Below are 22,801 nucleotides of genomic sequence, written 5' to 3' on the forward strand. Positions count from 1 at the left end.
GTACCCCTAATTTGACTGACTTTGCAATAGTTCAGGGAATAAATAATGTATGATATGCATAGTCAAACGTCGAGACTCTCCTTTATATGGATGGATATGCATATACATGGATGGATTAAAGTTCGCCTCAATAATTCCATAAGCATTTTTATTAGCTGCAGGAACTTCTGTATTTTCAATAATCAAATCGATCCCACTAATTTTAGCTCCAAGTGCAGATACCGCATCCACCGCTATTTTTTTATAATCATCCGGAATTTGATCTGTCACATCGATCGAGTCTCCACCTGTACTAATATTAGAATTTTCACGCAGATAGATGATTTCATCATTTTTTGGAATCGAATCCATTTGATATCCTTGACCTTTTAGCATAAGGTTCTCCAATTCACCTAATTGTATACTTTCTAAAGGGGTCCTATGGTCTTTTCCTCTTAACGAATCACGATTCTTTTGAATGACTAACTCTTCGATTGTATGTTTACCGTCACCTTTAACATTCGCAGGAATTCGTAATAAAACAGCATAAACCTTATCATTTAACACAAAAAATCGATATTCTGTTCCACTAAGAAATTCTTCTATTAATACAGAAGAATCTTCTTTAAATGCTAATGTGATGGCTTTTTGATAATCTTCATAATTTGGGCCTTCTTTGAAGATAGATATTCCTAATCCATAGTTTGTTGTTTTCGGCTTCACAACAAAAGGTTTGTTGGAAAATATATCATAGGAAAGTAAAGCTTTTTCTATTGTCTGAAATTCCTTACCTTGCGGCACCCGGAATCCATGTTGTTGAAGAATTTTCTTTGTTACTGTTTTATTTTCCATAATTAAAGTTGATACATAGCTATCTTTACTAGTCATATTACCATTTTTCACATATTCAACATGATCTTTTAATTGAAGCTTCAAAAATTGATCTTGACGATCCAAAATTTCTACTTGGATTCCTTGTTGAATGGCATCAAATATTAAAATCTGTGTGGACAACTCCATGTCAGTAAATCCAGTTAATTGATATGGCTTATCCCATGATTTTGCATAATTTTCTTTAGCAATACACGTAGCTACTTGACTTTGACTGCTTTTCTCACTCTCTTTATACAGTCTTCCAGCTAAAGTCTTGCTTGGGTCCATTAGCATTTCTCTCAGGCGAGCAAATAGCTTATTTGAAATAGTTAAATTTAAAGTTGCTGCTAAATGTTCCATCTCATCAATCACATTTTTAGCTTCTGTTTCAAATTGTGTATGCTCTAATGGGTGCTCAAGAGCCACTATATCATTGTAAAAGTCGCCCATTTTTACCCACTCATCACAATTTTCTCCTTCATCTTTCCAGAGTAAATAAATTAAGAAAAGATGGAGAAATTCTGCTTGTTCATAACCAATTCCATACGGTTCAAAAGGATTTAAATCTATATTTCGCAATTCAATATACCTAATGCCGTGATCCGCTAGATCTGAAACATGATATCCGCCTCTTAAACGGACAGGTGAATAAAATTCTTTTTCTTCTGATAGAATACCTCTTTTAACCATAGAAGAAAGGTCTGATAGATAGGTCTGTATGCTACTATATGACACTTGAACATCATCAGAATTAGTATAACCATATTTACTGTTTCGAATGCTTCTTACTGCCTCTTTCAAAGATTCTTCTTCAAAAAAGTTCTTTTCACTACTAGGAGAAGCACCATAAAAATAAGTAAATAACCATCGATAATGTAAATAGTTTCTTGTGGTTTTTAGATAAATCTCTGTTTTAAAATGGCGATAATCTTTAATCTCCGATTGTGTGTTAAATAACGCTTGAATTAACTCATCGCCAAATTCAAAGTTAAAATGAACACCACAAATCATTTGTTTACGACGACCATAAGAATTGGATAAAGTTTGACGATATTGAACATTTTCTACACTTTTCAATTTTGCAATCACAATATTTTCTTCTTTTTCTGGTAACTGTGGCGGCATACTTAATGGCCAAAGCATCTCATTATTACCCATAGAACGATAAGCAACATCATGGATCGCTGCTAAGTAATTAAACTGTTCCTCTAATGTCTCCGTAACAGGTGTGATTATTTCCATCTGTAATTCTGAAAAATCGCGCTGAATATACGGATGATCATCTCGCTGCGAAATACTTTTAGGATGATCTGTTTTAGCTAAATTTCCGGATAAGTCAACTCGTTTACTTTCTTTTTCAATCCCATAACGAGCTTTTAATAAGAATGGTTTAACAAGGTCATTAACTAACATTTTTTTAATATCCATTTTAACTATATCTCCCAATTATCTCACCCCTTCAGACTATTTCTTTTTTTTAGATCGTTAACTGGAATACACGACAAAATGCAGTAAACGAAAATATCTACATTTAGCTGCAATGTAGATATTTTCGTTAGCTTGTTTTATTTGAGACATTTTCTGGACAGGCTTATATCGTGCAAAGTGTTTCTAACTTCACTTATTTAAATTGTTTTTATGAAATTTAATATGATCTTCCATAAATGATGCAATCGTAAAGTAGCTATGATCATATCCTTCTACTTTTTGATAGGTTACCATTTTAGTATTAGCATTTTTTAAGAAGTTATCCTCATTTAATTGAATCTCATAAAACTGATCCTCTAATCCTTGCGTAATGTAGATTGGAGGGGAGTCGATACTATTTTTTATTAATTCAGTGGCATCCCATTCTTTCCAGGAAGCTTTATCTTCGCCTAAATAAGTGGAGAAAGCTTTTATTCCCCATGGGACTTGACTAGGACTTAAAATAGGAGCAAAAGCAGAAATCGCTTTGAATCTCGCCGCATTTTTTATGCCGATTATTAAGGCACCATGACCTCCCATTGAGTGGCCCATTATGCTTTCTTCTCCTGAAAAATTAGGTACCAAAGTTGACGCAATAGCTGCTAATTCATCTACTATATACGTATACATGTTATAATGCTTTGCCCATGGATCTTGTGTCGCATTTACATAAAAACCTGCACCTTGTCCAAGATCCCATCCTTCATCATCAGCAACATGTTCTCCACGTGGTGAAGTATCTGGAATCATGACTGCTACTTGATATTTTTCAGCCAATCTTTGGAATCCACTTTTTTGACTAAAATTATCATCTGTACAAGTTAAGCCAGATAGCCACCAAATAAGAGGAATTTTTTTCTTTTCTTTATTTGATGGTAAGTAGATGCTAAATGTCATATCACATTGTAAGACTTCTGAATAATGGCGGTACTTACATTGTTCTCCGCCAAAAGAGCGATGTTTTCCAATAAGTTTAAGACTCACTTTCTCACTCTCCATATGTTAACATCGTACGGATCGACTCACCCTTATGAAGCAAATCAAATGCCTCATTGATGTCTGTAAAGTTTAAGTTGTGTGTGATAAACGAATCGATATCGATTTTACCATTCATATAATCTTCAACCATTCCTGGAAGCTCTGATCTGCCTTTCACGCCGCCAAAGGCAGAACCACGCCATACTCTACCCGTTACTAATTGGAATGGACGAGTATGGATCTCTTTACCTGCGCCTGCTACACCGATAATAACACTTTCGCCCCAACCTTTATGACAACATTCAAGAGCAGACCTCATTACTTCAACATTTCCAATACACTCGAAACTATAATCTACCCCTCCATCCGTCATTTCAACAATGACTTCTTGGATTGGTTTTTCAAATTTAGCGGGATTTAGAAAATCAGTTGCGCCCATTTTTTTAGCTAATTCAAACTTATCTTCATTTAAGTCTACCGCAATAATTCGGCTCGCTTTTGCTTGAACTAACCCTTGAATAGCAGCTAATCCAATGGCTCCTAAACCAAATACGGCTGCCACAGCTCCTTCTTCCACTTTTGCTGTGTTGTGAACAGCACCAATACCTGTCGTAACTCCGCATCCAAATAGACCGACTTTATCAAGTGGCGCTTCTGGGTTAATTTTTGCTAAAGAGACTTCAGGAACGACTGTATATTCACTAAATGTACTTGTTCCCATGTAATGATAGATCGGCTCACCATTATAAGAGAAACGAGTTGTTCCATCAGGCATTAAACCTTTACCTTGAGTTTCCCGTACGGCACTACACAAGTTTGTTTTACCAGAACGACAGAATTTACATTCTCCACATTCAGCCGTGTATAGTGGAATAACATGGTCCCCTGGTTTTACGGAAGTCACTCCATCCCCTACAGAAACAACAACACCAGCACCTTCATGACCTAGTACAGCAGGAAATACGCCTTCTGGATCATCACCAGATAAGGTAAAGGCATCGGTATGACAGACTGAAGTATACAGTATTTTTACTAATACCTCTTTTGCTTTTGGTTCTTCTACATCTATTTCTACAATTTGAAGTGGTTCTCCTGGTTTAAATGCAACAGCAGCTCTACTTTTCAAATGAATCCCTTCTTTCTTTCTTTTGTGTTCTAATATTACTTTCTCATAATTACATATTACGATAATGCATACAATACTGACATTTTTGTCACCATAAAAATGGTAATAGCATTTCACTAATACATCATACCTCTTTTGCTTCTTCTAAACCAATATATACTGTGATTCTCCTCGTTCAAATGACAGCTGCTAACTTACAAAGCACTCCTAATTTCTGTTATTTTCTTTTCTACTATTCCCATGATTATATGTTAGAATACAATACTGACATTTTTGTCACTAAAGACCGTGATATTAATAGAAAGGAATGACAATACTTGGTGATTCATTATAAAGATAAAACTTTTTTCACTGGCAAAGATTTGGCTTTATCAATTATAGGTGGACGTTGGAAAATATCGATTATATGGTGTTTTATCCAACAGTCCCCATTAAGGTTAAGTGAAATACAAAAAAAACTTCCCGATGTCAATCAACGCATGCTAATTAGACAATTAAGGGAATTAGAAGATGATAAAATAATTACTAGATTTGTATATCCTGTTGTACCTCCTAAAGTAGAGTATCAACTAAGCGAAATTGGTCGACTCTTAGAACCCGTTGTAACTTCCATCTGTGATTGGGGAGATAATTTTAGTGACTTATTAGAAAAAAACGATAATAAAACATCAGTTGATTAAAATTCAAGACGATTTTGATTAGTTTTAATTTTAAAATTTACACAAATAATATGCAAGAATTTATGCAAAGGTCATAAGCAATCTATTTCCTTGAAAATCGATGAAAGCCGTTGGAAGAGTTAGGTTCGGGCGATAATAAATAAAAATTGCACAAACGGTTCTAAAAATGAAAGCCTTGGAACGCTGATGTCTTCTCGTTCACCAATCTTCATTGTGGTTCCTTTATCAAATTCAAAGGGACGTAAACCTTAATCGGTTTACGTCCCTTTTATTATTCTCCTTTAAAAGCGGGTTTACGCTTTTCTACGAATGCTGTAATCCCCTCTTTATGATCTACAGATTTGCGCAAGGTAGATTGTGTTACCGCTTCTTTTTGAAGAATCATTTCTAATTCTTTTATTTGACCAGCATGTAAAATTTCTTTTGATGCTATAAGAGAAGCAGTTGCGGATTCTAATAATTTTTGTGCGTAAGACGTTGCCGTCGCCCAACCAAGCCCATCTGAAGCAACTTCGTCTACTAGACCAACCGCTTTTGCCTCTTTTCCATTAAATAGTTGACCACTCCACATTATCTGCTTGGCTTTTGGAATTCCTACTCTTTCCTTCAAGAAGAAATGTCCTCCTCCATCTGGTACTAATCCAATTCCACTAAAATTCATCGCTAACTTACTATTTTCTTCCGCTATAATAATATCGCATCCAAGTACTAGACTAAATCCAAGACCGGCTGCTGCTCCGTGAACTGAAGCAATTGTGAGTTGTGGCAAAGTATACAGTGCCAATGCAATACGAGAAACATATTCCATTGCTTCTTCAATATTAAAAGGATTTTCTGTATCAAGCATTGCTTTTACATCGCCACCTGCTGAAAATACGCGACCTTCCCCTTTTAACAATAAAACTTGTATCGACGTATCTTGTTTTATCGACTCAAAAAATTCAGCTAGCTCCATCATCATTACTTCATTCATTGAATTCATAGCTTCCGGACGGTTTAATGATAATGTTGCAATTCTCCCACTTTTTTCAACTAGTAATGTTTTGTACATATTCATTCCCCTTTATTTGTGAATACTCATTCATACTTATATTTAGTTCGACATTGGATAAAACTTTCCCTTTATTATTGAACAAAAAAGAGTCTCCTACATTTTATTGTAGAAGACCCTTATTGATTACATATTAGATACCTTCGTATAACTCTTGTACCGGTTTAATGAGTACACGATTAACTTCTTCGATTAACTGGCTCAATGCCATTTCAGCTTGAAGCATTTGAGAAATCTTTTCATTTTCTTGTGCTAACTGAGCTGTTTTTTGAGCGTACTCTATTTCTTCCCCTGAAATCTCTTCATTACTCATTTGTTTTTCTTGAAGAGACATTTGAATTTTGCGGAAGCTTTGGAATAATACAAGTGCCTCAGGGTCTGCTTTTACTGATTCAACAGCCACTTTTACATTTGCGAACTCATCTGTTTGACGAAGAGTCGTTTCTAATTTGTTAATGTCATCATAAATATTAATCATGTGAAAAACTCCTTTAATTAAATTATTTTCTAGACTATAGAACCTAGCCGTGACAGATGTTCACGCTATTCTCAACTAGTAAAAAATACGATTAATCCTTGAATAATTCCAATAAGACCACCAAGGAATCCTCCTAGAATCGTAATCATTTTAAACTCACGCTTCGATATGCCAAGAACAATTTCCTCTAATCTGGAAACGGGGAAAGAATCAACCTGCTCTTTTACCATATCCTCTAACTTCATTTTTCGCAATACTTCCTCAAGCTTTTCTTCCGCTTCTCTAAATGCAAAAGAAGTTAACTTAGGCACAAGTTGTGTTTGTGTCCACTCTGCCGCTTCTGGGAAATAGTGCACTAAACTATGATTTAATCGATCTTCAATGGCAAGCTGATTTGTTAAATATGATTTGACATTTACAATAATAGGATCAAAATTAAAGCCATCCATCATTTCAACGACTGGACGATCTTTTAGTTTTTCCCATTCATTTCGTACAATGTTCTCCATCATATTTTTTGTACCTTGCGATCTTAAAAATTTAAGTATTTCAGGTTGTACTTTTCCGGCTAAGGAAGAGGACTCTCCGACAAACATTTGAACCATGCTACCTAACGTACCTTTTGTAGAAAGGAAGTCATCAATGAGGTTTTTTACCGTCATTTTTCCTTCTTCCGATTCGAAAAAGTCTTCCCCTTTTAATAAGACATATTCAACAATTTCTTTTACTTTACTATCTGCTTTTAGTTGCCAATCTGCAGGTGCCAATTGTCTAATGGTTTCATGTTGAAATCTAGCTCTTATTGTTTTGAATTGAACATCTACTTGCTCTTCAACTTTTTCATTAGCAACGGACGCTATATTATCAAGCCCACCTAGCTTTAACCAATCTGAAATAGTTTTATCGGATAAAAGAATTTTACTATTTAACTGTTGAGTTAAGAACCTAGTAGCTTTTGCTTCCATGCTCGTATTAAAATATTTCTTTTTAAAAATATCAGGAGTAAGTAAATGTTGAATTACTGTATTTCCTAATTGTTTTGCAAGCTCATCACGTCTTTTCGGTATGAGGCCTGGTGTAAAAGGAACTCTATAAGATCCTATATATTTTGCTTCATGTGGTCTAAAAAGCATTTGAATTGCTAAATGATTTGTTACAGCTCCAATCGCCGCTCCAACTATTGCCATGAATGTTATTGTCCATAAAAAACTCATCTATTTCACCTTTTTCCTCAAGCTTAAACTTATTATAGCAGAGGTTAGGAAAATACATCAAATTCTCTATTCAGTAAGACTCGTACTGAATACTGGTGAACACTTTTACAATGCATTGTATATTGTGGATACACGAATTGCATGCTCCATCTCATCTTGCATGGCAATAAATAATGGTGCATACGCTTGCTGTATAGGTATTTGTAATAGCATTTCCTTATACATTTCCGTCGCGTCTAGCTCACCTTTTAACGCTTCTTTAGCACAAGCTTTCAAATCGAAACAAGGTTCCGGTTTATTCAAGTTTTGTACAAATGCCCCTGTCAGCATATAATAGAGCTGTTGAAACATTTCATAATGGCTTTTTTCATCTTCGTATATATGTTGTATGAAACCTTGCCAGTAGGGGTCATCCGTTAGAATATACATCGAACGATAGAAATAATAGTCATGATATTCATTTTCTATAGCCATCTTTAATTTTTCAATAAACAATTACATGCTCCTTCACTAGTCATTTCTACTAGTGTATGCATATACATTAACTCACATGAAAGGTTGATTAGATTGCTACAACATTTTAGCTTTAAACCTCTATTTGAAAATAAACAAATTCCTGGTTGGTCTATCTCATTCTTCTTTAAACAAACTAGATATACGGGTGTTTACGAAGCAGATGGAATGATTAAGTGGGTTGGGGAAGTACCAGATGATGAAGAAACTGTGAAAAAAATGATTCATGAACTAATGTTATTCCATGTATACGATTGAAATTTATTAATCTTCAAGTAGTAAATCCCACCTTTAGTATAAAATTATACTAAAGGTGGGATTTCGTTTTCAGCTTTAGAAATTATGATTAGAATGAATGCACAATTGCACCCAAAATAGCACTAACTATTACTACTTTAATCGGAGCCCATTTATACACAATTAGCAGCGTACCCGTAATTAGAACAATTACAAAATCAATTGGCTCTTTCACCGCACTCGTGAAAACTGGATCATATAAAGCGGCAAATAGAATTCCTACGACTGCTGCATTGACACCTTTCAGAGCAGCTTGAATACCTTTTTTAGAACGAATAATCGACCAAAAAGGCAACATTCCAATTACAAGAAGAAACGAAGGTAAAAACATAGCAAAAACAGCAAGAAGCGCTCCTGGAATTCCAGCAGTTACTTGGCCTAAAAAACCTGCTATAGTGAAAAGTGGTCCAGGAACAGCTTGTGCCGCTCCGTACCCTGCAAGGAAAATATCCGGTGCTACATCTACTTCTCTTTGTAACATTGGCAAGACCACATGGCCTCCTCCAAATACAATCGAACCTACACGATAATATGTATCAAAAATAGAATAATAAATAGATTGAACAAACGGCTTGAAGATAGGTAATAAAACTAATAATCCGAAAAATAATACCCAACTAACAATACCTGTTTTTTTACCAAATGAAAGTTCCATTTTAGATGCTGGTTCAATCGTTTCTTTTCTATAGTAAAGAAAACCAAATAATCCTGCGACAAGTATAACTCCAATTTGTCCAACTGCAGTTGGAATAAGCAATGTTAGAATCGCACATACTATAGCAATGGTAATTCTTATGCGGTCTGGAGCTAGGTTTTTTTGCATACCTAGTAGTGCATGCGCCACAACAGCAACTGCAACTATTTTTAACCCTTGAATCCAACCACTATCAAAGGAACCAGTTGTTGTGACAAATGCTGCAAAAAGCATCAGTATTAGTACAGATGGCAACGTAAATCCTAGAAACGAAATAATTCCTCCTGCTATACCTCCTCTTAGTAATCCAATTGAAATTCCTACTTGAGAGGATGCTGGTCCGGGTAAAAACTGACATAGCGCTACGATATCTGCATATAATTTATCATCCAACCATTTCCGTTTATTTACGTACTCTTCATGAAAATATCCGATATGTGCTGACGGTCCACCAAAAGACGTCAATCCGAGCTTTGTTGAAGCCTTTAAGATTTCTATGTATTTGTTTGACATACTTACCCCCCATTCTTCTAGTTCCTATTATCGTATACATTTCTCGAAAATGAATATTAAATTTTTGTAAATATTATGATGTAATTTTTTGTTGCCATGTTTTCTTATTTTATGGAAGATAATAATGTTCATCCCTCTAATGTAAGAAGAAAGATTTGTAATTTCTCTCTCAATATTTTATTATTACATATAGTAACTATTTTTTAGAAAACAGGAGGTGTACACTTTGTTCTACCCCTCATCTGGGTTAGGGACAAAGTAATTATTTGGAGATAGCCATACGATTGGCAGCATTTGCTGTCTTAATCGCATTCACCGCTTTTTTCGTTGCGAGTGAATTTGCAATAGTAAAGGTAAGATCTACAAGAATTGATCAGCTAGTTGCTGAGGGAAACAAAAAGGCGATAGATGCAAAAAAACTCGTTTCCAATCTAGATGAATATTTATCTGCCTGTCAGCTCGGTATCACGATAACCGCGTTAGGTTTAGGGTGGCTTGGAGAACCGACAATAGAAGTGATATTACATCCAGCATTTGAGTATTTTGCACTTCCAGAGAGTGTTTCCTCTGTGCTTTCATTTATCATTGCATTTTCCCTTGTAACGTATATACACGTAGTAGTAGGGGAATTAACACCAAAAACATTTGCTATCCAAAGGGCAGAACAAATTACATTAGCAGTTGCAAAACCGCTTATCATTTTTGATAAACTTATGTATCCAATTATTCATGGTATGAACGGATCAGCAAGATTTTTAGCTACTAAAGTATTTGGATTAAATTCCGTTTCTGAATCAGAGGTAGCCCATTCAGAAGAAGAACTTCGAATGATTCTTGCCGATAGCTTCAAAGGTGGAGAAATCAACCAAGCGGAATATAAATATGTAAACAAAATTTTTGAATTTGATGATCGTATTGCAAAAGAAATTATGGTCCCTCGTACAGAAATTATATCAATTGAAAAAGATTTAACTTTAGTTAAAGTATTTGAATTAATTGGCGTTGAACAATATACGCGTTATCCAGTTACGGATGGGGACAAAGACCATATTATTGGACTTGTGAACATGAAAAACTTATTAACTGCTTATATAAAAGATCCAACTAATGCAAATACACCAGTAAGTGATTATATGCAACCAATTATTCGTGTTATCGAAAATATGCCCATTTCAGATTTGTTGCTGAAGATTCAACGTGAACGAATTCATATGGCCATTTTATTAGATGAATACGGTGGTACTTCAGGTCTCGTTACCATTGAAGATATTATCGAAGAAATCGTTGGAGATATACGTGATGAATTTGATGTTGACGAACTTCCAGAGGTTCAAAAAATAGGTGAAAATCATTATATTTTAGATGCCAAAATGTTAATTGAAAACGTCAATGACTTACTAGGAATCGATATTGATGAAGATGACATTGATACAATTGGCGGCTGGGTTATGACAAAAAGTTTTGATGCGATTGAAGGAGAAAAAATCTTCGAACAGGGTTATGAGTTTATCGTAAAAGAAATAGAAGGTCATCATATCATTTATTTAGAGGTAACAAAAATTGTTCCAATAAGTGAATCAAATGAACAAGAAATATTAACTGAATCCTAAAGCAAAACGACTCTCTTTTGAGAGTCGTTTTCATGTGTAAAAATATGTTGAGAAGAGGAAACAATTTGGAACTATATACAAATTTACGCGAAGGGGAAAAAGGTGCTTGGGTCAGTATTTGTATCTATTTACTATTAACTGTTTTTAAACTGATTACAGGCTTCCTTGGTTCATCCCAAGCGTTACAAGCAGATGGATTGAATAATTTTACCGATATTATTGCCTCTATTGCGATATTAATCGGTTTACGGATATCCCAAAAACCACCTGATGAACAACATCAATACGGTCATTTACGTGCAGAAACAATTGCATCGTTAGTCGCTGCTTTTATCATGGCTTTTATTGGAATCCAAGTAATTATTCAAGCAATCCAGCATCTTGCACATCCAGTTAACGAAACCCCATCTTTCCTGACTGCAATAGTTGGATTGGTTAGTGCCGTTGTTATGTACATTGTATATAGGTATAATTTAAAATTAGGAACCCGTATTAATAGTGCGGCTTTAAAAGCAGCTGCGTACGATAATCGCTCAGATGCACTAGTAAGTATAGGTGCCACTATCGGGATAATTGGCTCTATTTTAGGCTTTCCACTATTGGATGGCATTACTGCATTACTTGTAGGTATAATCATTATCTACACTGCTTATTCTATTTTTCATGATGCAGCTTTTACATTATCTGATGGATTTAATGTAGAAGAAGCAGAATCATTATCTACAATAGTTCGTCTTGTAGATGGAGTAGATGCGCTAATAGACTTTAAAGCTAGAATGCATGGCAATTTAATGTTTGTGGACTTAACGGTAACAGTTAATCCAGATTTGAATGTTATTGAAAGCCACCGAATAACGGAAGAAATTGAACAACGAATTATGAAAGCAAAGCCATTTTCTGTCGTGTTAGTACATATTGAGCCACATTTGAATGATGGATAAATCCAGGAACGGTGCACTCTAACTAGAATGCACTTTTTTATTGTCCACTTGGTTCTGTCAAACCATGTTTTACTGCATAGAGAGCCGCTTGTGTTCGATCCTGAACTTGTAGCTTGGCAAATAAATTGGATATATGCGTTTTTACTGTTTTTTCAGTTACAAATAAAGCTGAAGCAATTTCTCGATTACTTTTCCCTTTCGTTAATTCCGATAAAACATCCTGTTCTCTTGGCGTTAGTGGATGTTTATCATGTGGACTAAGTTCAACAGGTTCTTTTTCTTTTTCTAACTGTGTAGTAGCATGGGGATGCAGTGTGTGTTCCCCTCGCATAAGCTTTCGAATAGACTCTGCTAAATCATCTGGTTCAATATCTTTTAATTGATAGCCTGCTGCTCCTGCATTTAAAGCAGGAATCACATGATCACGATCAGAAAAACTGGTCAACATCAATACATGTGTTTCTGGAAATTTCTCCTTTATTCGCTTTGTTGCTTGAATACCATCCATTTCAGGCATCACTAAATCCATTAATACAACATCAGGTTTAAGCCTTTCTACCAACTCTACCGCTTCTCTTCCATTCACAGCTTCTCCTACAATATCCATATCCTTCTGGGTTTTCAAAAAGAACATTAATCCTCTTCTTACTACGTGATGATCATCTGCTATTAATACGCGTATCATTCAAACACCTCCTAATATGGTAAACGAACTAAAATTTCCGTTCCTTTATTCCATTCACTTACCCAGTCAACTGTTCCTCCAACTGATTTTGCACGATCTTTCATACTTTGAATCCCAATAGAAGGTAAATGATTTGTTTTGTTCATATGAAAACCATGTCCTTCATCTTTCACAACTAATAAAATATCCGTAGAGGTAACCGTCAAATATAAATCCGCGTTTAATACTCCAGCATGCTTTCGAACATTATTTAAAGCTTCTTGTGTAATCCGGAATAACGCTTCTTCTACATTTGCTGGCAAGTTAATCACGCCTTTTACTTTTACATTTAATGTTAGCCCTAATACTTCTCCATATCCCTTGATTCCTTCCACAATGCCAGCTTCTAGCCCTTTAGGACGCAACTGCCATATAAGTGCACGCATTTCTGTTAAGGCCTCTTGAGATAAGTGTTGAATCTCTTGGAACGTCTCTTTTATATCCAAATCCTTTGTCATCTCCATGCCACCACGTGCAGTTAAGGTGACTGAAAATAATAATTGATTTACTGCATCATGAAGATCCCGGGCTAGTCGGTTACGTTCTTGAACCAGTGCTACTTCCTGCTCTTGCTTGGTTAATAAAAAACGTTTTATAGCAGAACCCAATTGAAATGCAACAGATTCTAAAAGAGCCAGTTCTCTTTCCGCAAAACGAATCGTATTCGGCGTTGCAACATTTAGCAATCCAAATCTCTCTTGTCCAGATTGAAGTGGGACAGTTGCATGGTGTGTAATACCTGCATTTTCTATAATCGGTGTCTTACCAGAATTATCAATTCGTTTACATTCTATTATATTTGATGCCTTTTTTAACTTACCAGTACGAAAACTAGAAACACACCAACATCCGCCTTTTTCTAACTTCATACAATTATTACTCTTCAAAGCAGCTGGTAAATTTTCATGGGCTACAAGTTCATGTTGCCCTTTAGCATCGATGAAGAATATCCATCCTGTTTCAAAAATGGTTCCTTCTAATAACTTATGTAACGCGCCATGTAACATTTTTTCCATATCTGTCTCTTCATTTAATAATTCTGCTATTTCCTTTAATATTTTTATATTTGAGAGTTCGTTTGATTGCATATAAACACCTCCAGTTACTCTCCATCATATCATTTTGTTTTGTTTCACTGTGTGAACAAGCTTTCATACTTTTGGAGTAGAAAAAAAGTTGTACACTATATGACGGTGATGAAATAAAAAAGTCCTGATGCACGCTGATTTCGTTCCGAGCGGGCGCTTTCCGTGGGGCGTGCGGTGAGCCTCCTCGTCGCGAAAACCGCGCTCCTGTGGGGTCTCACCTGTCACGCTAATCCCACTGGAGTCGCCGCTCGGAACGAAAGTCAGCTAAGAGAATATAAGAAACAAAATTCTCAAATAGATATAGAAAACCAGACTTGAAAAACTACATAAAAAAGACTGACGCAATAAATCAGGTTCACTGAATTTCTGGACAGTCCCGCGACAAATAAATAAATTATCGCCTACTAAAATTATTTACCAACGTCATTTGACAAGGAACCAGAAAAAACGAGATTAAGCAATCTCTTGCTTAATCTCGTTTTTCTCTTACTATTCTTTTAAATACCTATTCATTTCAGCAGTAAAGGCTTCTTTCAACACTTTTAACTTTTCTCTACTGTCTTTTTCTGAATTACTCGTCACACCAAAGTAATATTTAATCTTCGGTTCTGTTCCACTTGGTCGTACACATACCCAAGAGTTGTCTGCTAAGAAGTATTTCAAAACATTCGCTTGTGGTAATAGAATCGCTTCTGGGTCTCGTCCATCTGTAAATGTTCGAATAGAAGTTAAATAATCTTCTTGTGATTGAACTTGAATACCCGCAACTTCTGTTAACTGATTCACTCGTACTTGTTCTAATAAGTTCTTAATAGCATCTGCACCACTAACACCTTTTTTAGTAACCGAAACAAGATCTTCTAAATAATAACCATGGCGTTCAAACAATGAATGGAGAACATCTACAAGTGACTTCCCTTGTTTTTTATAGTAAGCAGCTGCTTCTACAATAGCAAGGACGCTTTGTACCGCATCTTTATCACGAGCAAAACTCTTGATCAAATAACCATAGCTTTCCTCGTAACCGAACAAAAACTGCACTTCTTGTGTTTCTTCATATTCTTTTATCTTTTCACCAATGAATTTAAAACCTGTTAATACATCTTCTGTACTTGCACCATGATATTGTGCAATTACATGACCTAAATCAGATGTTACAATCGTTTTAAATACACGACCATTTGCAGGCATCGTTCCTTTTTCTTTCCGTTGGGTCAATAAATACTCGATTAAAATTGCACCAGTTTGATTGCCAGTTAATAATTTATATTCATCATTCACTTTTACCGCTATACCTACACGGTCGCCATCTGGATCTACAGCAATTAGAATATCTGCAGCATATTTATTACCATATTGGATCGCGTATTCAAATGCACTTTGTTCTTCTGGATTAGGAGATTTTAAAGTTGGAAATTCGCCGTTAGGTTCCATTTGTTCTTCTACGTAATAAATATGCTTATAGCCTACTTCGCTTAGAATATTTTTTACTATTTGACCAGATGCACCATGAAGTGGAGAAAATACAACTTTCAAATCTGTTTCTGGAGCTAAATTTGGATTTTCTTGCACTGTTTTTAGCTGTTCTATATATGCGTCATCCATCGCTTCATCTAATTCAATGATTAAGCTTTCATCTAAATTATCTAATGTTATTTGAAGCGCATCTCCCGCTTGATAAACATGCTTAATCACTGTATCTGCATCATCCAAATTTAATTGTGCTCCGTCTGCACCATATACTTTGTACCCGTTGTATTCAGGTGGATTATGGCTCGCAGTAATGACAATTCCCATATATGCTTGTAGTTCTCGAACGGAAAAGGATAGCTGTGGCGTTGTTCTTGGCGCTTTATATAAATATGCTTTAATGCCATTTGCAGCAAGTGTTCTAGCGGCTTCAAGCGCAAATTCAGGAGAATGTCTACGGCTATCGTAAGCAATTGCTACTCCGCGGTCCATCGCATCTGTTCCAGCTGCTTTTATGTATGAAGCTAGTCCTGTTGTTGCTTTTCGAACCGTATACGTGTTGATACGATTAGTACCAGCACCAATTTCTCCGCGCATTCCACCTGTCCCAAATTCTAAATCACGATAAAATGCATCTTCTGCTCTTTTGTCATCTTCAGCAAGTAACTCCAAATCTTTTTTCCAAACTGTCTCTAGTTCAGAAAAATCCAACCACTGCTCCATTATCTGTTTATAAGACATTTTGCGAATCTCCCATTCATTCTTTTTTATAATCAATGCCATATACATCATGACGACGATCTTTTAAATGCTTCACAGTACCGTCTTGTCTTTGACGTCTAAGAATTTCCAAGTCAACGTCACCTATTAATACCATCTCTACGTTCGGCTCCGTTTCTCCAACTATTCCATCTCGTGCAAATTCAAAATCAGACGGTGCAAAAATAGCAGACTGTGCATATTGAATATCCATATTTTCTGTTTGTGGAAGATTTCCAACCGTTCCTGAAATAACGGTATAGATTTGATTTTCAATCGCGCGGGCTTGTGCACAGTATCTCACACGCAAATACCCTTGGCGGTCTTCTGTACAAAACGGTGTGAAAATGATATTTGCTCCCATATCTGTAGCAATTCGGGCAAGCTCAGGGAATTCAATATCATAACAAATTTGAATCGCGATTTTCCCACAGTCTGTATCAAACACTTGTACAGAGTCCCCTGCACTAATACCCCACCATTTACGTTCATTTGGTGTGATATGAATTTTATATTGTTTATCAATCGCACCATCTCTATGGAATAAATATGAGATATTATAAATTTCCTCATTCTCTTCTTCTACGAAATGAGAACCTGCAATAATATTAATATTATATCGAACCGATAAATCTGAGAATAATTCCATATACTGAGGAGTATACTCTGATAATTTCCGAACCGCTTGGCTCGGCGAGTGCTCATTTAAGAATGACATTAATTGTGTTGTAAATATTTCTGGAAATACGACGAAATCTGATTGTGCATCAGAGGCTACATCCACAAAATACTCACATTGGTTAGCAAATTCTTCAAATGAGTTTATTTTACGCATCATATATTGTACTGCACATATACGAACTGGATAGCTCGTTTTAAAATGACGTTTAGAAAGCGGAATATAATCTACATTGTTCCACTCCATCAATGTAGCATATTTAGCAGATGCTTTATCATCTGGTAAATAATTTGGATTGATACGCATTAATGTAAAACCGTTCATCAATTGGAATGTGAGTACAGGATCATAGATTTTATGACGAGAAACAGAAGTTACATATTCTCTTGGAGACATTTCATCTGCATATTTATGATAATTCGGAATACGTCCTCCGATAATAATTGATTTTAGATTAAATTGTCTTGCAATATCTTTTCTTCCTTCATAAAGACGTTGTCCAACCTTCATTCTTCGATATTTCGGGTGTACCATTACTTCAATACCATATAAATTATATCCATCAGGATTATGATTCGTAATGTAGCCAGCATCTGTGACATCTGACCAAGAATGGCGATCATCATACTCATCAAAGTTTATTATTAAGCTCGAACAAGAACCTATTACTATTCCATCTAGTTCAGCTACTAATTGGCCTTCTGGGAATATTGTTAAATGGCTACGTAAATGTGAAAGTTCCCAAGGTTCCATTCCAGGGAAACAATGTCTTTGTATTTCTATTATAGATTCAATATCAGAAAAAGTTGTTTGTCTAATATTCATGCTTTTTTCAAATTGCGATAAATCGAATTCTTCTGACATACTATCCGCTCCTTAATTTATAACTAACTTCTATTATATATCTCTTTTGCATTCAGTTAAAACATTTTACATGTTTTTAAATAACCTTTATACTTTGATTTGAGTTCAAAGTAATTTAAAGGAGCAACTTATGACAAAAAAAATTGAAAATCTTTTGCTGTTTATGTGGGCTGTATCATTCACAGCAATGCTTGGTTCCCTCTACTTTTCAGAAATCCAATTGTATGAACCTTGTAAATTGTGTTGGTACCAACGTATACTGATGTATCCACTTGTGTTAATATTAGGAATTGCATATATACAAAAGAATGCAAAAATAGCTATAACAACTCTTGCTTTTTCTGTAATAGGAGCGTGTATCTCTGCATATCACTATAGTCTTCAAAAATTAGATTTTATGCAAGATTCAGCTGTAGCTTGTGGAAGAGTACCTTGTACTGGAGAGTATATTAATATCTTAGGATTTATCACAATCCCTTTTTTAGCACTTGTCGCTTTTATCCTTATAGCGATTAGTAGTATCATGATCTTGAAAGGTTTGAAGGAGGAAAAATAATCATGAAGAAATTAGCTATATTCGGTGGTATCATTATCGCTATTTTTGTATTAATAATTGTATTAAACAGCCAAAAAAATAAGGATGTACTAGCGGACAACCCTTATGACAAAGAAAATTTAACACAATCTACTATTGATCTAATAGACGATCCAAACTATCAGAACATCATTCTTCCAGATGATCTAAAAGCTGAAATTGAAACTGGAGAACCTGTTACTGCTTATTTCTTTAGTCCAGAATGTGTTCATTGCCAAGAAATGACTCCAAGATTAACACCACTTGCAGATGAAAATAGCGTTGATATTGTAAAGTATAATGTTCTTGAGTATGAGCAAGGCTGGAATGATTATCAAATCGAAGCTACACCAACCCTTATTTATTTTGAAGATGGAAAAGAAGTAACAAGAGCTACGGGAGCTATTCCAAACGAACAAATCCAAGCATTCTTTGATCAAGTTGTATTAAAATAATAAAAAAGAGGCCTTGTCTTTTTGGACTGGGCCTTTTATAAAGGAGAGAACAAGTATGATACATACATTCAACTATACCGTTCCTGAAGACGGGTTAACAATCGATACACTTTTCCAAGAAAAATGGAAACTCGGAAAAAAATTAATACATGAATTGCGTATGCAAAAAGCAGTAAGTAATGTGGGTGGAGAACTTTTACAATGGAAATTACCAAATAAAAAAGGCGACGTTCTTGTTTTTAAATGGGAAGGCGAAGCATCGAATTATCTTCTTTCCGATCAAATCCCATTATATGTAGCATATGAAGATGAGTATATAATCGTTGCATCTAAACCTAGAGGTGCTTCCACTCATCCAAACGAAGATGGACAAAATCATACATTGATCAATACAGTTATGAATTATCTTTCTTTAAAAGGACATCATTACGCAGAGCATATTCATCGCTTAGATGAGGGAACAAAAGGGTTAGTGGTTATTGCAAAAAATCCACTAGTAAAAGGTATGCTAGACCGTATGTTAGAAAACAAAGAAATTGTACGTACTTATGAAGCAATTGTTGAAGGACAAGTAAAAAATAATCACGGCACTATTCGCGCAGCTATCGGGAGTGATCGACATCATCCTAGTAGAAGAAGAGTTTCACCATCTGGCCAACAAGCAATCACTCATTATGAAGTAGTTGGAAGAAATCCTGAATTCACAAAAGTGAATGCTATTTTAGAAACGGGACGTACTCATCAAATTCGCGTACATTTCTCTTATCTTGGGCATCCTATTGTGGGAGATGAATTGTATGGAGCGAAAAAAACACCTACTAGAACTTATGAACTTCACGCATTTAAAGCGCAGTTCAAACATCCTATTACTGGTGAAGTTTTGATCGTTGAGGATAAAAAATTAGAATCTTAATATTTGAAAAGCGGAAGCGCCCTTTTTCTATACGGACGTTGCCGGTTCGTTTTGGACCATATTGTAACAATAAAATGACGTTGATGAAGAATTTTAGTCGGCTATAATTTATTTATTTATCACGGGACTGTCCAGAAAGTCAGTAAAACTGATTTTTTGCGGCAGTCTTTTTATATAGGTTTATTCAAAAGGAATGTTTGGATCTTGAATATAGAGTAAAAATTTTATACTATTAGAGCCTAACAAGTGATTCCCCCCTGGATGATGGTTTTGTCGACTTTTATTCTTCAGGGAATCTCACTTGTTTTCTATATCTGTTTGAACTTATGTTTCCTATATTCACTCAGCTAATTTTCGTTACGAGCGGCGACTCCAGTGGGATTAGCGTGACAGGTGAGACTCCACAGGAGCGCGGTTTTCGAGGGCGAGGAGGCTCACCGCACTCCCCACGGAAAGCGTCCGCTCGGAACGAAAATCAGAGCGCGGATCAGGTTTTTTTCATAGATATTGATAAAAAAATGACATGAGTGAAGTTCCATCCCGTTCTCCTGTTTGATCGAGAAGGGGATTTTATTTCACCAATGTCATATAGTTTACAACCATTTTATTAAGATAGTTTGTCCCTCGCTCCCCTAAAACATCGAAGAAAAAAAACAAATGCTTATGGAAATAAAAGAAGAGATCTTTTTGCCTTTAAAATTTAATCCTGATTTATAAAATACAGCAAAATCACTATACGACTTATCCGGAAATAAGTGCCAAAAGAGACTTTTCTCCTGTTTTTGTACTTATTTTAAAATATGTCGTATGTGAGTTTTGCACATTTATGATGTTGGAGATTATTTTATTGGCAGGTTTTTTTGAGGGGCGCTTTCTTGCCAATGAAACTCTTATACTTCTTATCTATTAAAAAGGGACAGAGCTTCAGAAAATGACGTGATCATTTTCTGAAGCTCTGCCTTTTCGTTTAAATTCTTGTAGGAAATTAACTTTCAAAATTAAAGTTATCTGGATTTGCTCCAATTCGCTCATTCAAGTTAAGTAAATCAATATTTTTTATATCCTCAAATGATAATTCGAAATCAAATACGTCAAGGTTCTCCTCAATTCTAGCAGGTGTAATAGATTTAGGAATAACGATTAGATCATGTTGTAGATGCCAGCGAATAATAATTTGAGCCGGTGACTTACCATATTTCCCACTAATTCGTTTCAACGCAGGTTCATCCAACAGTCCACCTCTAGCAAGTGGTGACCAAGAAGTAACAGCAATTCCTTGTTCAGCACAGTATTCACGAAGATCAAATTGTGTTAGACGTGGATGGCATTCAATTTGGTTCACCATAGGTTGTATATTTGCTTTTGCTGCAATTGTTTCTAAATGGTGTTGATGATGATTGGATACTCCAGTTGCACGAATTAACTTTTCCTCATATAAACGCTCAATAGCACGGTATGTTTCTACGAATGTTTCTTTCACTGGCCAATGAGTTAAATATAAATCTACATAATCTAATCCTAATAATTCTAATGACTTTTCAAATGCTTTTAATGTTTGATCATATCCTTGATCTGTATTCCAAACTTTAGTTGTAATGAAAATATCTTCTCTTGGGACAGTTGAATTACGAACTACTTCGCCTACTTCTTTTTCATTTGCATATAAAGAAGCTGTATCGATATGTCGATAACCAATATCCAGTGCTGTCGTGATTGCTTGAATAGCAATTTCCGGCTCTGTCATTTTATAGACACCTAAACCAATACGTGGTATCTCAACTCCATTTGCTAATCGTTTAGTTGCATTCTTCTGTAATTCCATCTCATTCACCCTTTCGTATTAGAAAAACGACTGAAATGAATCAGTCGTTTTCTCTTCTTTTCATAGAAGAAGTATCATCAGATTGAGCAGGGTCGGATACGCGATTATCTTGTTCAAGCTCATTATCGTCTCGCATCTTCTCCATTTGCTTGCCTAACTGTTTCACTTCTTCCATATTCGTTGCCATCGAACCATTCTCTGTATCATTTTTCAAATTGCTCATATCAGATCCTCCTTCGAGTATTTCCATTCAAAGGCTTTACCTTTATACTATATGTTAGTAGAATACAACCCATGTTGCAACTATAAATAGTGCGAATCTTTGAACTATTCGTTTTTTTGACGTTATTTCCTTTTTAAACAAAGTAAGGTATACTTAGTTAAGAATATATTATAGGAGGCACTTCATATGAATTTAATCCTTATCCTTGGTGTTACTATTGCATTTCTTGTCCCAATGTTCAAAGCTGGATATAACGACAAACCAGGTGCATCAAACAAATAAGCAAATTTAAAAAACGGACGAGTCATTTTATAATGACTCGTTCGTTTTTTAATGTAAATTTGGATAATCTTGCTGTCTTAAAGCTTCGTAAACAAGAATTGCAGCGGTATTTGATAAGTTTAAAGAACGAATATTATCATTCATTGGAATTCTTAAACATTTGTCTGGATGAGCATCAATAATTTCTTTTGGTAACCCTTTTGTTTCACGACCAAAAATGAAGAAATGGTCTTTCTCCACATCACTAAAATCATAAGTAGTGTGTGGCTTAGCACCAAACTTAGTTATTAAATAATATTCTCCTGCCGGATGTTTGGCAAAAAACTCATCTAATCCATCGTAATACGTAATATCGACATGCTCCCAATAATCTAAACCTGCACGTTTGAGCATTTTATCGTCAGTAGAAAATCCTAAAGGGCGGATTAAATGTAATTTTGCACCCGTTCCCGCACATGTTCTAGCGATATTTCCAGTATTTGCTGGAATTTCTGGTTGATATAACACAATATTAATACTCAACTTGTCCACTTC

At 35.4% G+C, this 22,801-nt stretch carries 22 protein-coding genes; 7 read left to right on the forward strand and 15 right to left on the reverse strand.

Features of this window, described 5'->3' with window-relative positions; genetic code table 11:
- Window positions 1–6: 6 nt before the first annotated feature.
- The 3 genes from gshAB to C7437_RS10310 form a co-directional block, all read right to left on the reverse strand.
- Complete coding sequence (gene gshAB, locus C7437_RS10300; protein WP_111439641.1) at window positions 7–2,280, reverse strand: bifunctional glutamate--cysteine ligase GshA/glutathione synthetase GshB; 2,274 nt, start codon at window positions 2,278–2,280, stop codon at window positions 7–9.
- A 189-nt stretch (window positions 2,281–2,469) separates the two neighbouring features.
- Complete coding sequence (fghA, locus tag C7437_RS10305) at window positions 2,470–3,303, reverse strand: S-formylglutathione hydrolase (RefSeq protein WP_111439602.1); 834 nt, start codon at window positions 3,301–3,303, stop codon at window positions 2,470–2,472.
- A 4-nt stretch (window positions 3,304–3,307) separates the two neighbouring features.
- Window positions 3,308–4,423 (reverse strand): S-(hydroxymethyl)glutathione dehydrogenase/class III alcohol dehydrogenase, encoded by a 1,116-nt coding sequence (locus C7437_RS10310; protein ID WP_111439603.1) that lies wholly within the window; start codon window positions 4,421–4,423, stop codon window positions 3,308–3,310.
- 317 nt (window positions 4,424–4,740) lie between these two features.
- Between C7437_RS10310 and C7437_RS10315 the strand changes: the two genes are divergently transcribed.
- Window positions 4,741–5,103, forward strand: coding sequence for a winged helix-turn-helix transcriptional regulator (locus tag C7437_RS10315; protein ID WP_111439604.1), 363 nt, complete (start codon window positions 4,741–4,743; stop codon window positions 5,101–5,103).
- A 271-nt stretch (window positions 5,104–5,374) separates the two neighbouring features.
- Here C7437_RS10315 and C7437_RS10320 read toward each other — a convergent pair whose 3' ends face one another.
- From C7437_RS10320 to C7437_RS10335, 4 genes are all read right to left on the reverse strand, one after another.
- On the reverse strand, window positions 5,375–6,154 hold the full coding sequence (locus C7437_RS10320) for an enoyl-CoA hydratase (protein ID WP_425450565.1): 780 nt from the start codon (window positions 6,152–6,154) through the stop codon (window positions 5,375–5,377).
- A 133-nt stretch (window positions 6,155–6,287) separates the two neighbouring features.
- The gene (locus C7437_RS10325) at window positions 6,288–6,632 is read right to left on the reverse strand and encodes a YlbF/YmcA family competence regulator (protein WP_111439606.1); all 345 of its coding nucleotides are present in this window, start codon (window positions 6,630–6,632) and stop codon (window positions 6,288–6,290) included.
- Between the two features lie 71 nt (window positions 6,633–6,703).
- On the reverse strand, window positions 6,704–7,846 hold the full coding sequence (locus C7437_RS10330; RefSeq protein ID WP_111439607.1) for a DUF445 domain-containing protein: 1,143 nt from the start codon (window positions 7,844–7,846) through the stop codon (window positions 6,704–6,706).
- A gap of 105 nt (window positions 7,847–7,951) precedes the next feature.
- The gene (locus C7437_RS10335; protein ID WP_111439608.1) at window positions 7,952–8,341 is read right to left on the reverse strand and encodes a ferritin-like domain-containing protein; all 390 of its coding nucleotides are present in this window, start codon (window positions 8,339–8,341) and stop codon (window positions 7,952–7,954) included.
- 72 nt (window positions 8,342–8,413) lie between these two features.
- On the opposite strand from C7437_RS10335, the gene C7437_RS10340 reads away from it, so the two are divergent.
- Window positions 8,414–8,617, forward strand: a complete 204-nt coding sequence (locus C7437_RS10340; RefSeq protein ID WP_111439609.1) for a YheE family protein — start codon at window positions 8,414–8,416, stop codon at window positions 8,615–8,617.
- Between the two features lie 88 nt (window positions 8,618–8,705).
- Here the strand turns inward: C7437_RS10340 and chrA are convergent, their stop codons facing one another.
- A complete protein-coding gene (chrA, locus tag C7437_RS10345; protein WP_111439610.1) occupies window positions 8,706–9,863 on the reverse strand; it encodes a chromate efflux transporter in 1,158 nt (385 codons plus the stop codon).
- A gap of 284 nt (window positions 9,864–10,147) precedes the next feature.
- On the opposite strand from chrA, the gene C7437_RS10350 reads away from it, so the two are divergent.
- Together C7437_RS10350 and C7437_RS10355 are read left to right on the forward strand one after the other, a co-directional pair.
- Window positions 10,148–11,473: a hemolysin family protein gene (locus C7437_RS10350; RefSeq protein WP_111439611.1), complete on the forward strand. Its 1,326-nt coding sequence runs from the start codon at window positions 10,148–10,150 to the stop codon at window positions 11,471–11,473.
- Window positions 11,474–11,538: 65 nt separating this feature from the next.
- Complete coding sequence (locus C7437_RS10355; protein WP_111439612.1) at window positions 11,539–12,414, forward strand: cation diffusion facilitator family transporter; 876 nt, start codon at window positions 11,539–11,541, stop codon at window positions 12,412–12,414.
- A 37-nt stretch (window positions 12,415–12,451) separates the two neighbouring features.
- Here the strand turns inward: C7437_RS10355 and C7437_RS10360 are convergent, their stop codons facing one another.
- From C7437_RS10360 to C7437_RS10375, 4 genes are all read right to left on the reverse strand, one after another.
- The gene (locus C7437_RS10360) at window positions 12,452–13,099 is read right to left on the reverse strand and encodes a response regulator (RefSeq protein ID WP_111439613.1); all 648 of its coding nucleotides are present in this window, start codon (window positions 13,097–13,099) and stop codon (window positions 12,452–12,454) included.
- Between the two features lie 11 nt (window positions 13,100–13,110).
- Window positions 13,111–14,226, reverse strand: coding sequence for a GAF domain-containing sensor histidine kinase (locus tag C7437_RS10365; RefSeq protein WP_111439614.1), 1,116 nt, complete (start codon window positions 14,224–14,226; stop codon window positions 13,111–13,113).
- 489 nt (window positions 14,227–14,715) lie between these two features.
- Window positions 14,716–16,437: a phospho-sugar mutase gene (locus C7437_RS10370; protein ID WP_111439642.1), complete on the reverse strand. Its 1,722-nt coding sequence runs from the start codon at window positions 16,435–16,437 to the stop codon at window positions 14,716–14,718.
- A 16-nt stretch (window positions 16,438–16,453) separates the two neighbouring features.
- The gene (locus C7437_RS10375) at window positions 16,454–17,998 is read right to left on the reverse strand and encodes a carbon-nitrogen hydrolase family protein (RefSeq protein ID WP_111439615.1); all 1,545 of its coding nucleotides are present in this window, start codon (window positions 17,996–17,998) and stop codon (window positions 16,454–16,456) included.
- 130 nt (window positions 17,999–18,128) lie between these two features.
- Here C7437_RS10375 and C7437_RS10380 point away from each other — a divergent pair, with 130 nt between their 5' ends.
- The 3 genes from C7437_RS10380 to C7437_RS10390 are packed head-to-tail and all read left to right on the forward strand — an operon-like array spanning window position 18,129 to window position 19,940.
- Window positions 18,129–18,554: a disulfide oxidoreductase gene (locus C7437_RS10380; protein ID WP_111439616.1), complete on the forward strand. Its 426-nt coding sequence runs from the start codon at window positions 18,129–18,131 to the stop codon at window positions 18,552–18,554.
- 2 nt (window positions 18,555–18,556) lie between these two features.
- Window positions 18,557–19,027: a thioredoxin family protein gene (locus C7437_RS10385; protein WP_111439617.1), complete on the forward strand. Its 471-nt coding sequence runs from the start codon at window positions 18,557–18,559 to the stop codon at window positions 19,025–19,027.
- 55 nt (window positions 19,028–19,082) lie between these two features.
- Window positions 19,083–19,940 carry an RluA family pseudouridine synthase gene (locus C7437_RS10390; protein WP_111439618.1) on the forward strand — a complete coding sequence of 286 codons (858 nt, stop codon included), beginning with the start codon at window positions 19,083–19,085 and terminating at the stop codon, window positions 19,938–19,940.
- A gap of 985 nt (window positions 19,941–20,925) precedes the next feature.
- Here C7437_RS10390 and C7437_RS10395 read toward each other — a convergent pair.
- From C7437_RS10395 to trmL, 3 genes are all read right to left on the reverse strand, one after another.
- Entirely contained in the window at window positions 20,926–21,762 is an 837-nt protein-coding gene (locus C7437_RS10395; RefSeq protein ID WP_111439619.1) for an aldo/keto reductase, read from the reverse strand.
- A gap of 40 nt (window positions 21,763–21,802) precedes the next feature.
- Window positions 21,803–21,985 carry a hypothetical protein gene (locus tag C7437_RS10400; protein WP_111439620.1) on the reverse strand — a complete coding sequence of 61 codons (183 nt, stop codon included), beginning with the start codon at window positions 21,983–21,985 and terminating at the stop codon, window positions 21,803–21,805.
- Between the two features lie 330 nt (window positions 21,986–22,315).
- Window positions 22,316–22,789, reverse strand: a complete 474-nt coding sequence (gene trmL, locus C7437_RS10405; RefSeq protein WP_111439621.1) for a tRNA (uridine(34)/cytosine(34)/5-carboxymethylaminomethyluridine(34)-2'-O)-methyltransferase TrmL — start codon at window positions 22,787–22,789, stop codon at window positions 22,316–22,318.
- Window positions 22,790–22,801 lie beyond the last annotated feature (12 nt).

This window comes from Psychrobacillus insolitus, from assembly GCF_003254155.1.
Classification (GTDB): domain Bacteria; phylum Bacillota; class Bacilli; order Bacillales_A; family Planococcaceae; genus Psychrobacillus; species Psychrobacillus insolitus.

Bases quoted from the DNA above. Each gene is read 5' to 3' on its own strand.
- C7437_RS10395 (WP_111439619.1), bottom strand. From the start codon at position 21,762: ATGGAATTACAGAAGAATGCAACTAAACGATTAGCAAATGGAGTTGAG.
- C7437_RS10360 (WP_111439613.1), bottom strand. From the start codon at position 13,099: ATGATACGCGTATTAATAGCAGATGATCATCACGTAGTAAGAAGAGGA.
- C7437_RS10385 (WP_111439617.1), top strand. From the start codon at position 18,557: ATGAAGAAATTAGCTATATTCGGTGGTATCATTATCGCTATTTTTGTA.
- C7437_RS10390 (WP_111439618.1), top strand. From the start codon at position 19,083: ATGATACATACATTCAACTATACCGTTCCTGAAGACGGGTTAACAATC.
- chrA (WP_111439610.1), bottom strand. From the start codon at position 9,863: ATGTCAAACAAATACATAGAAATCTTAAAGGCTTCAACAAAGCTCGGA.
- C7437_RS10370 (WP_111439642.1), bottom strand. From the start codon at position 16,437: ATGTCTTATAAACAGATAATGGAGCAGTGGTTGGATTTTTCTGAACTA.
- C7437_RS10325 (WP_111439606.1), bottom strand. From the start codon at position 6,632: ATGATTAATATTTATGATGACATTAACAAATTAGAAACGACTCTTCGT.
- C7437_RS10320 (WP_425450565.1), bottom strand. From the start codon at position 6,154: ATGTACAAAACATTACTAGTTGAAAAAAGTGGGAGAATTGCAACATTA.
- C7437_RS10400 (WP_111439620.1), bottom strand. From the start codon at position 21,985: ATGAGCAATTTGAAAAATGATACAGAGAATGGTTCGATGGCAACGAAT.
- C7437_RS10380 (WP_111439616.1), top strand. From the start codon at position 18,129: ATGACAAAAAAAATTGAAAATCTTTTGCTGTTTATGTGGGCTGTATCA.
- C7437_RS10375 (WP_111439615.1), bottom strand. From the start codon at position 17,998: ATGTCAGAAGAATTCGATTTATCGCAATTTGAAAAAAGCATGAATATT.
- gshAB (WP_111439641.1), bottom strand. From the start codon at position 2,280: ATGGATATTAAAAAAATGTTAGTTAATGACCTTGTTAAACCATTCTTA.
- C7437_RS10330 (WP_111439607.1), bottom strand. From the start codon at position 7,846: ATGAGTTTTTTATGGACAATAACATTCATGGCAATAGTTGGAGCGGCG.
- C7437_RS10365 (WP_111439614.1), bottom strand. From the start codon at position 14,226: ATGCAATCAAACGAACTCTCAAATATAAAAATATTAAAGGAAATAGCA.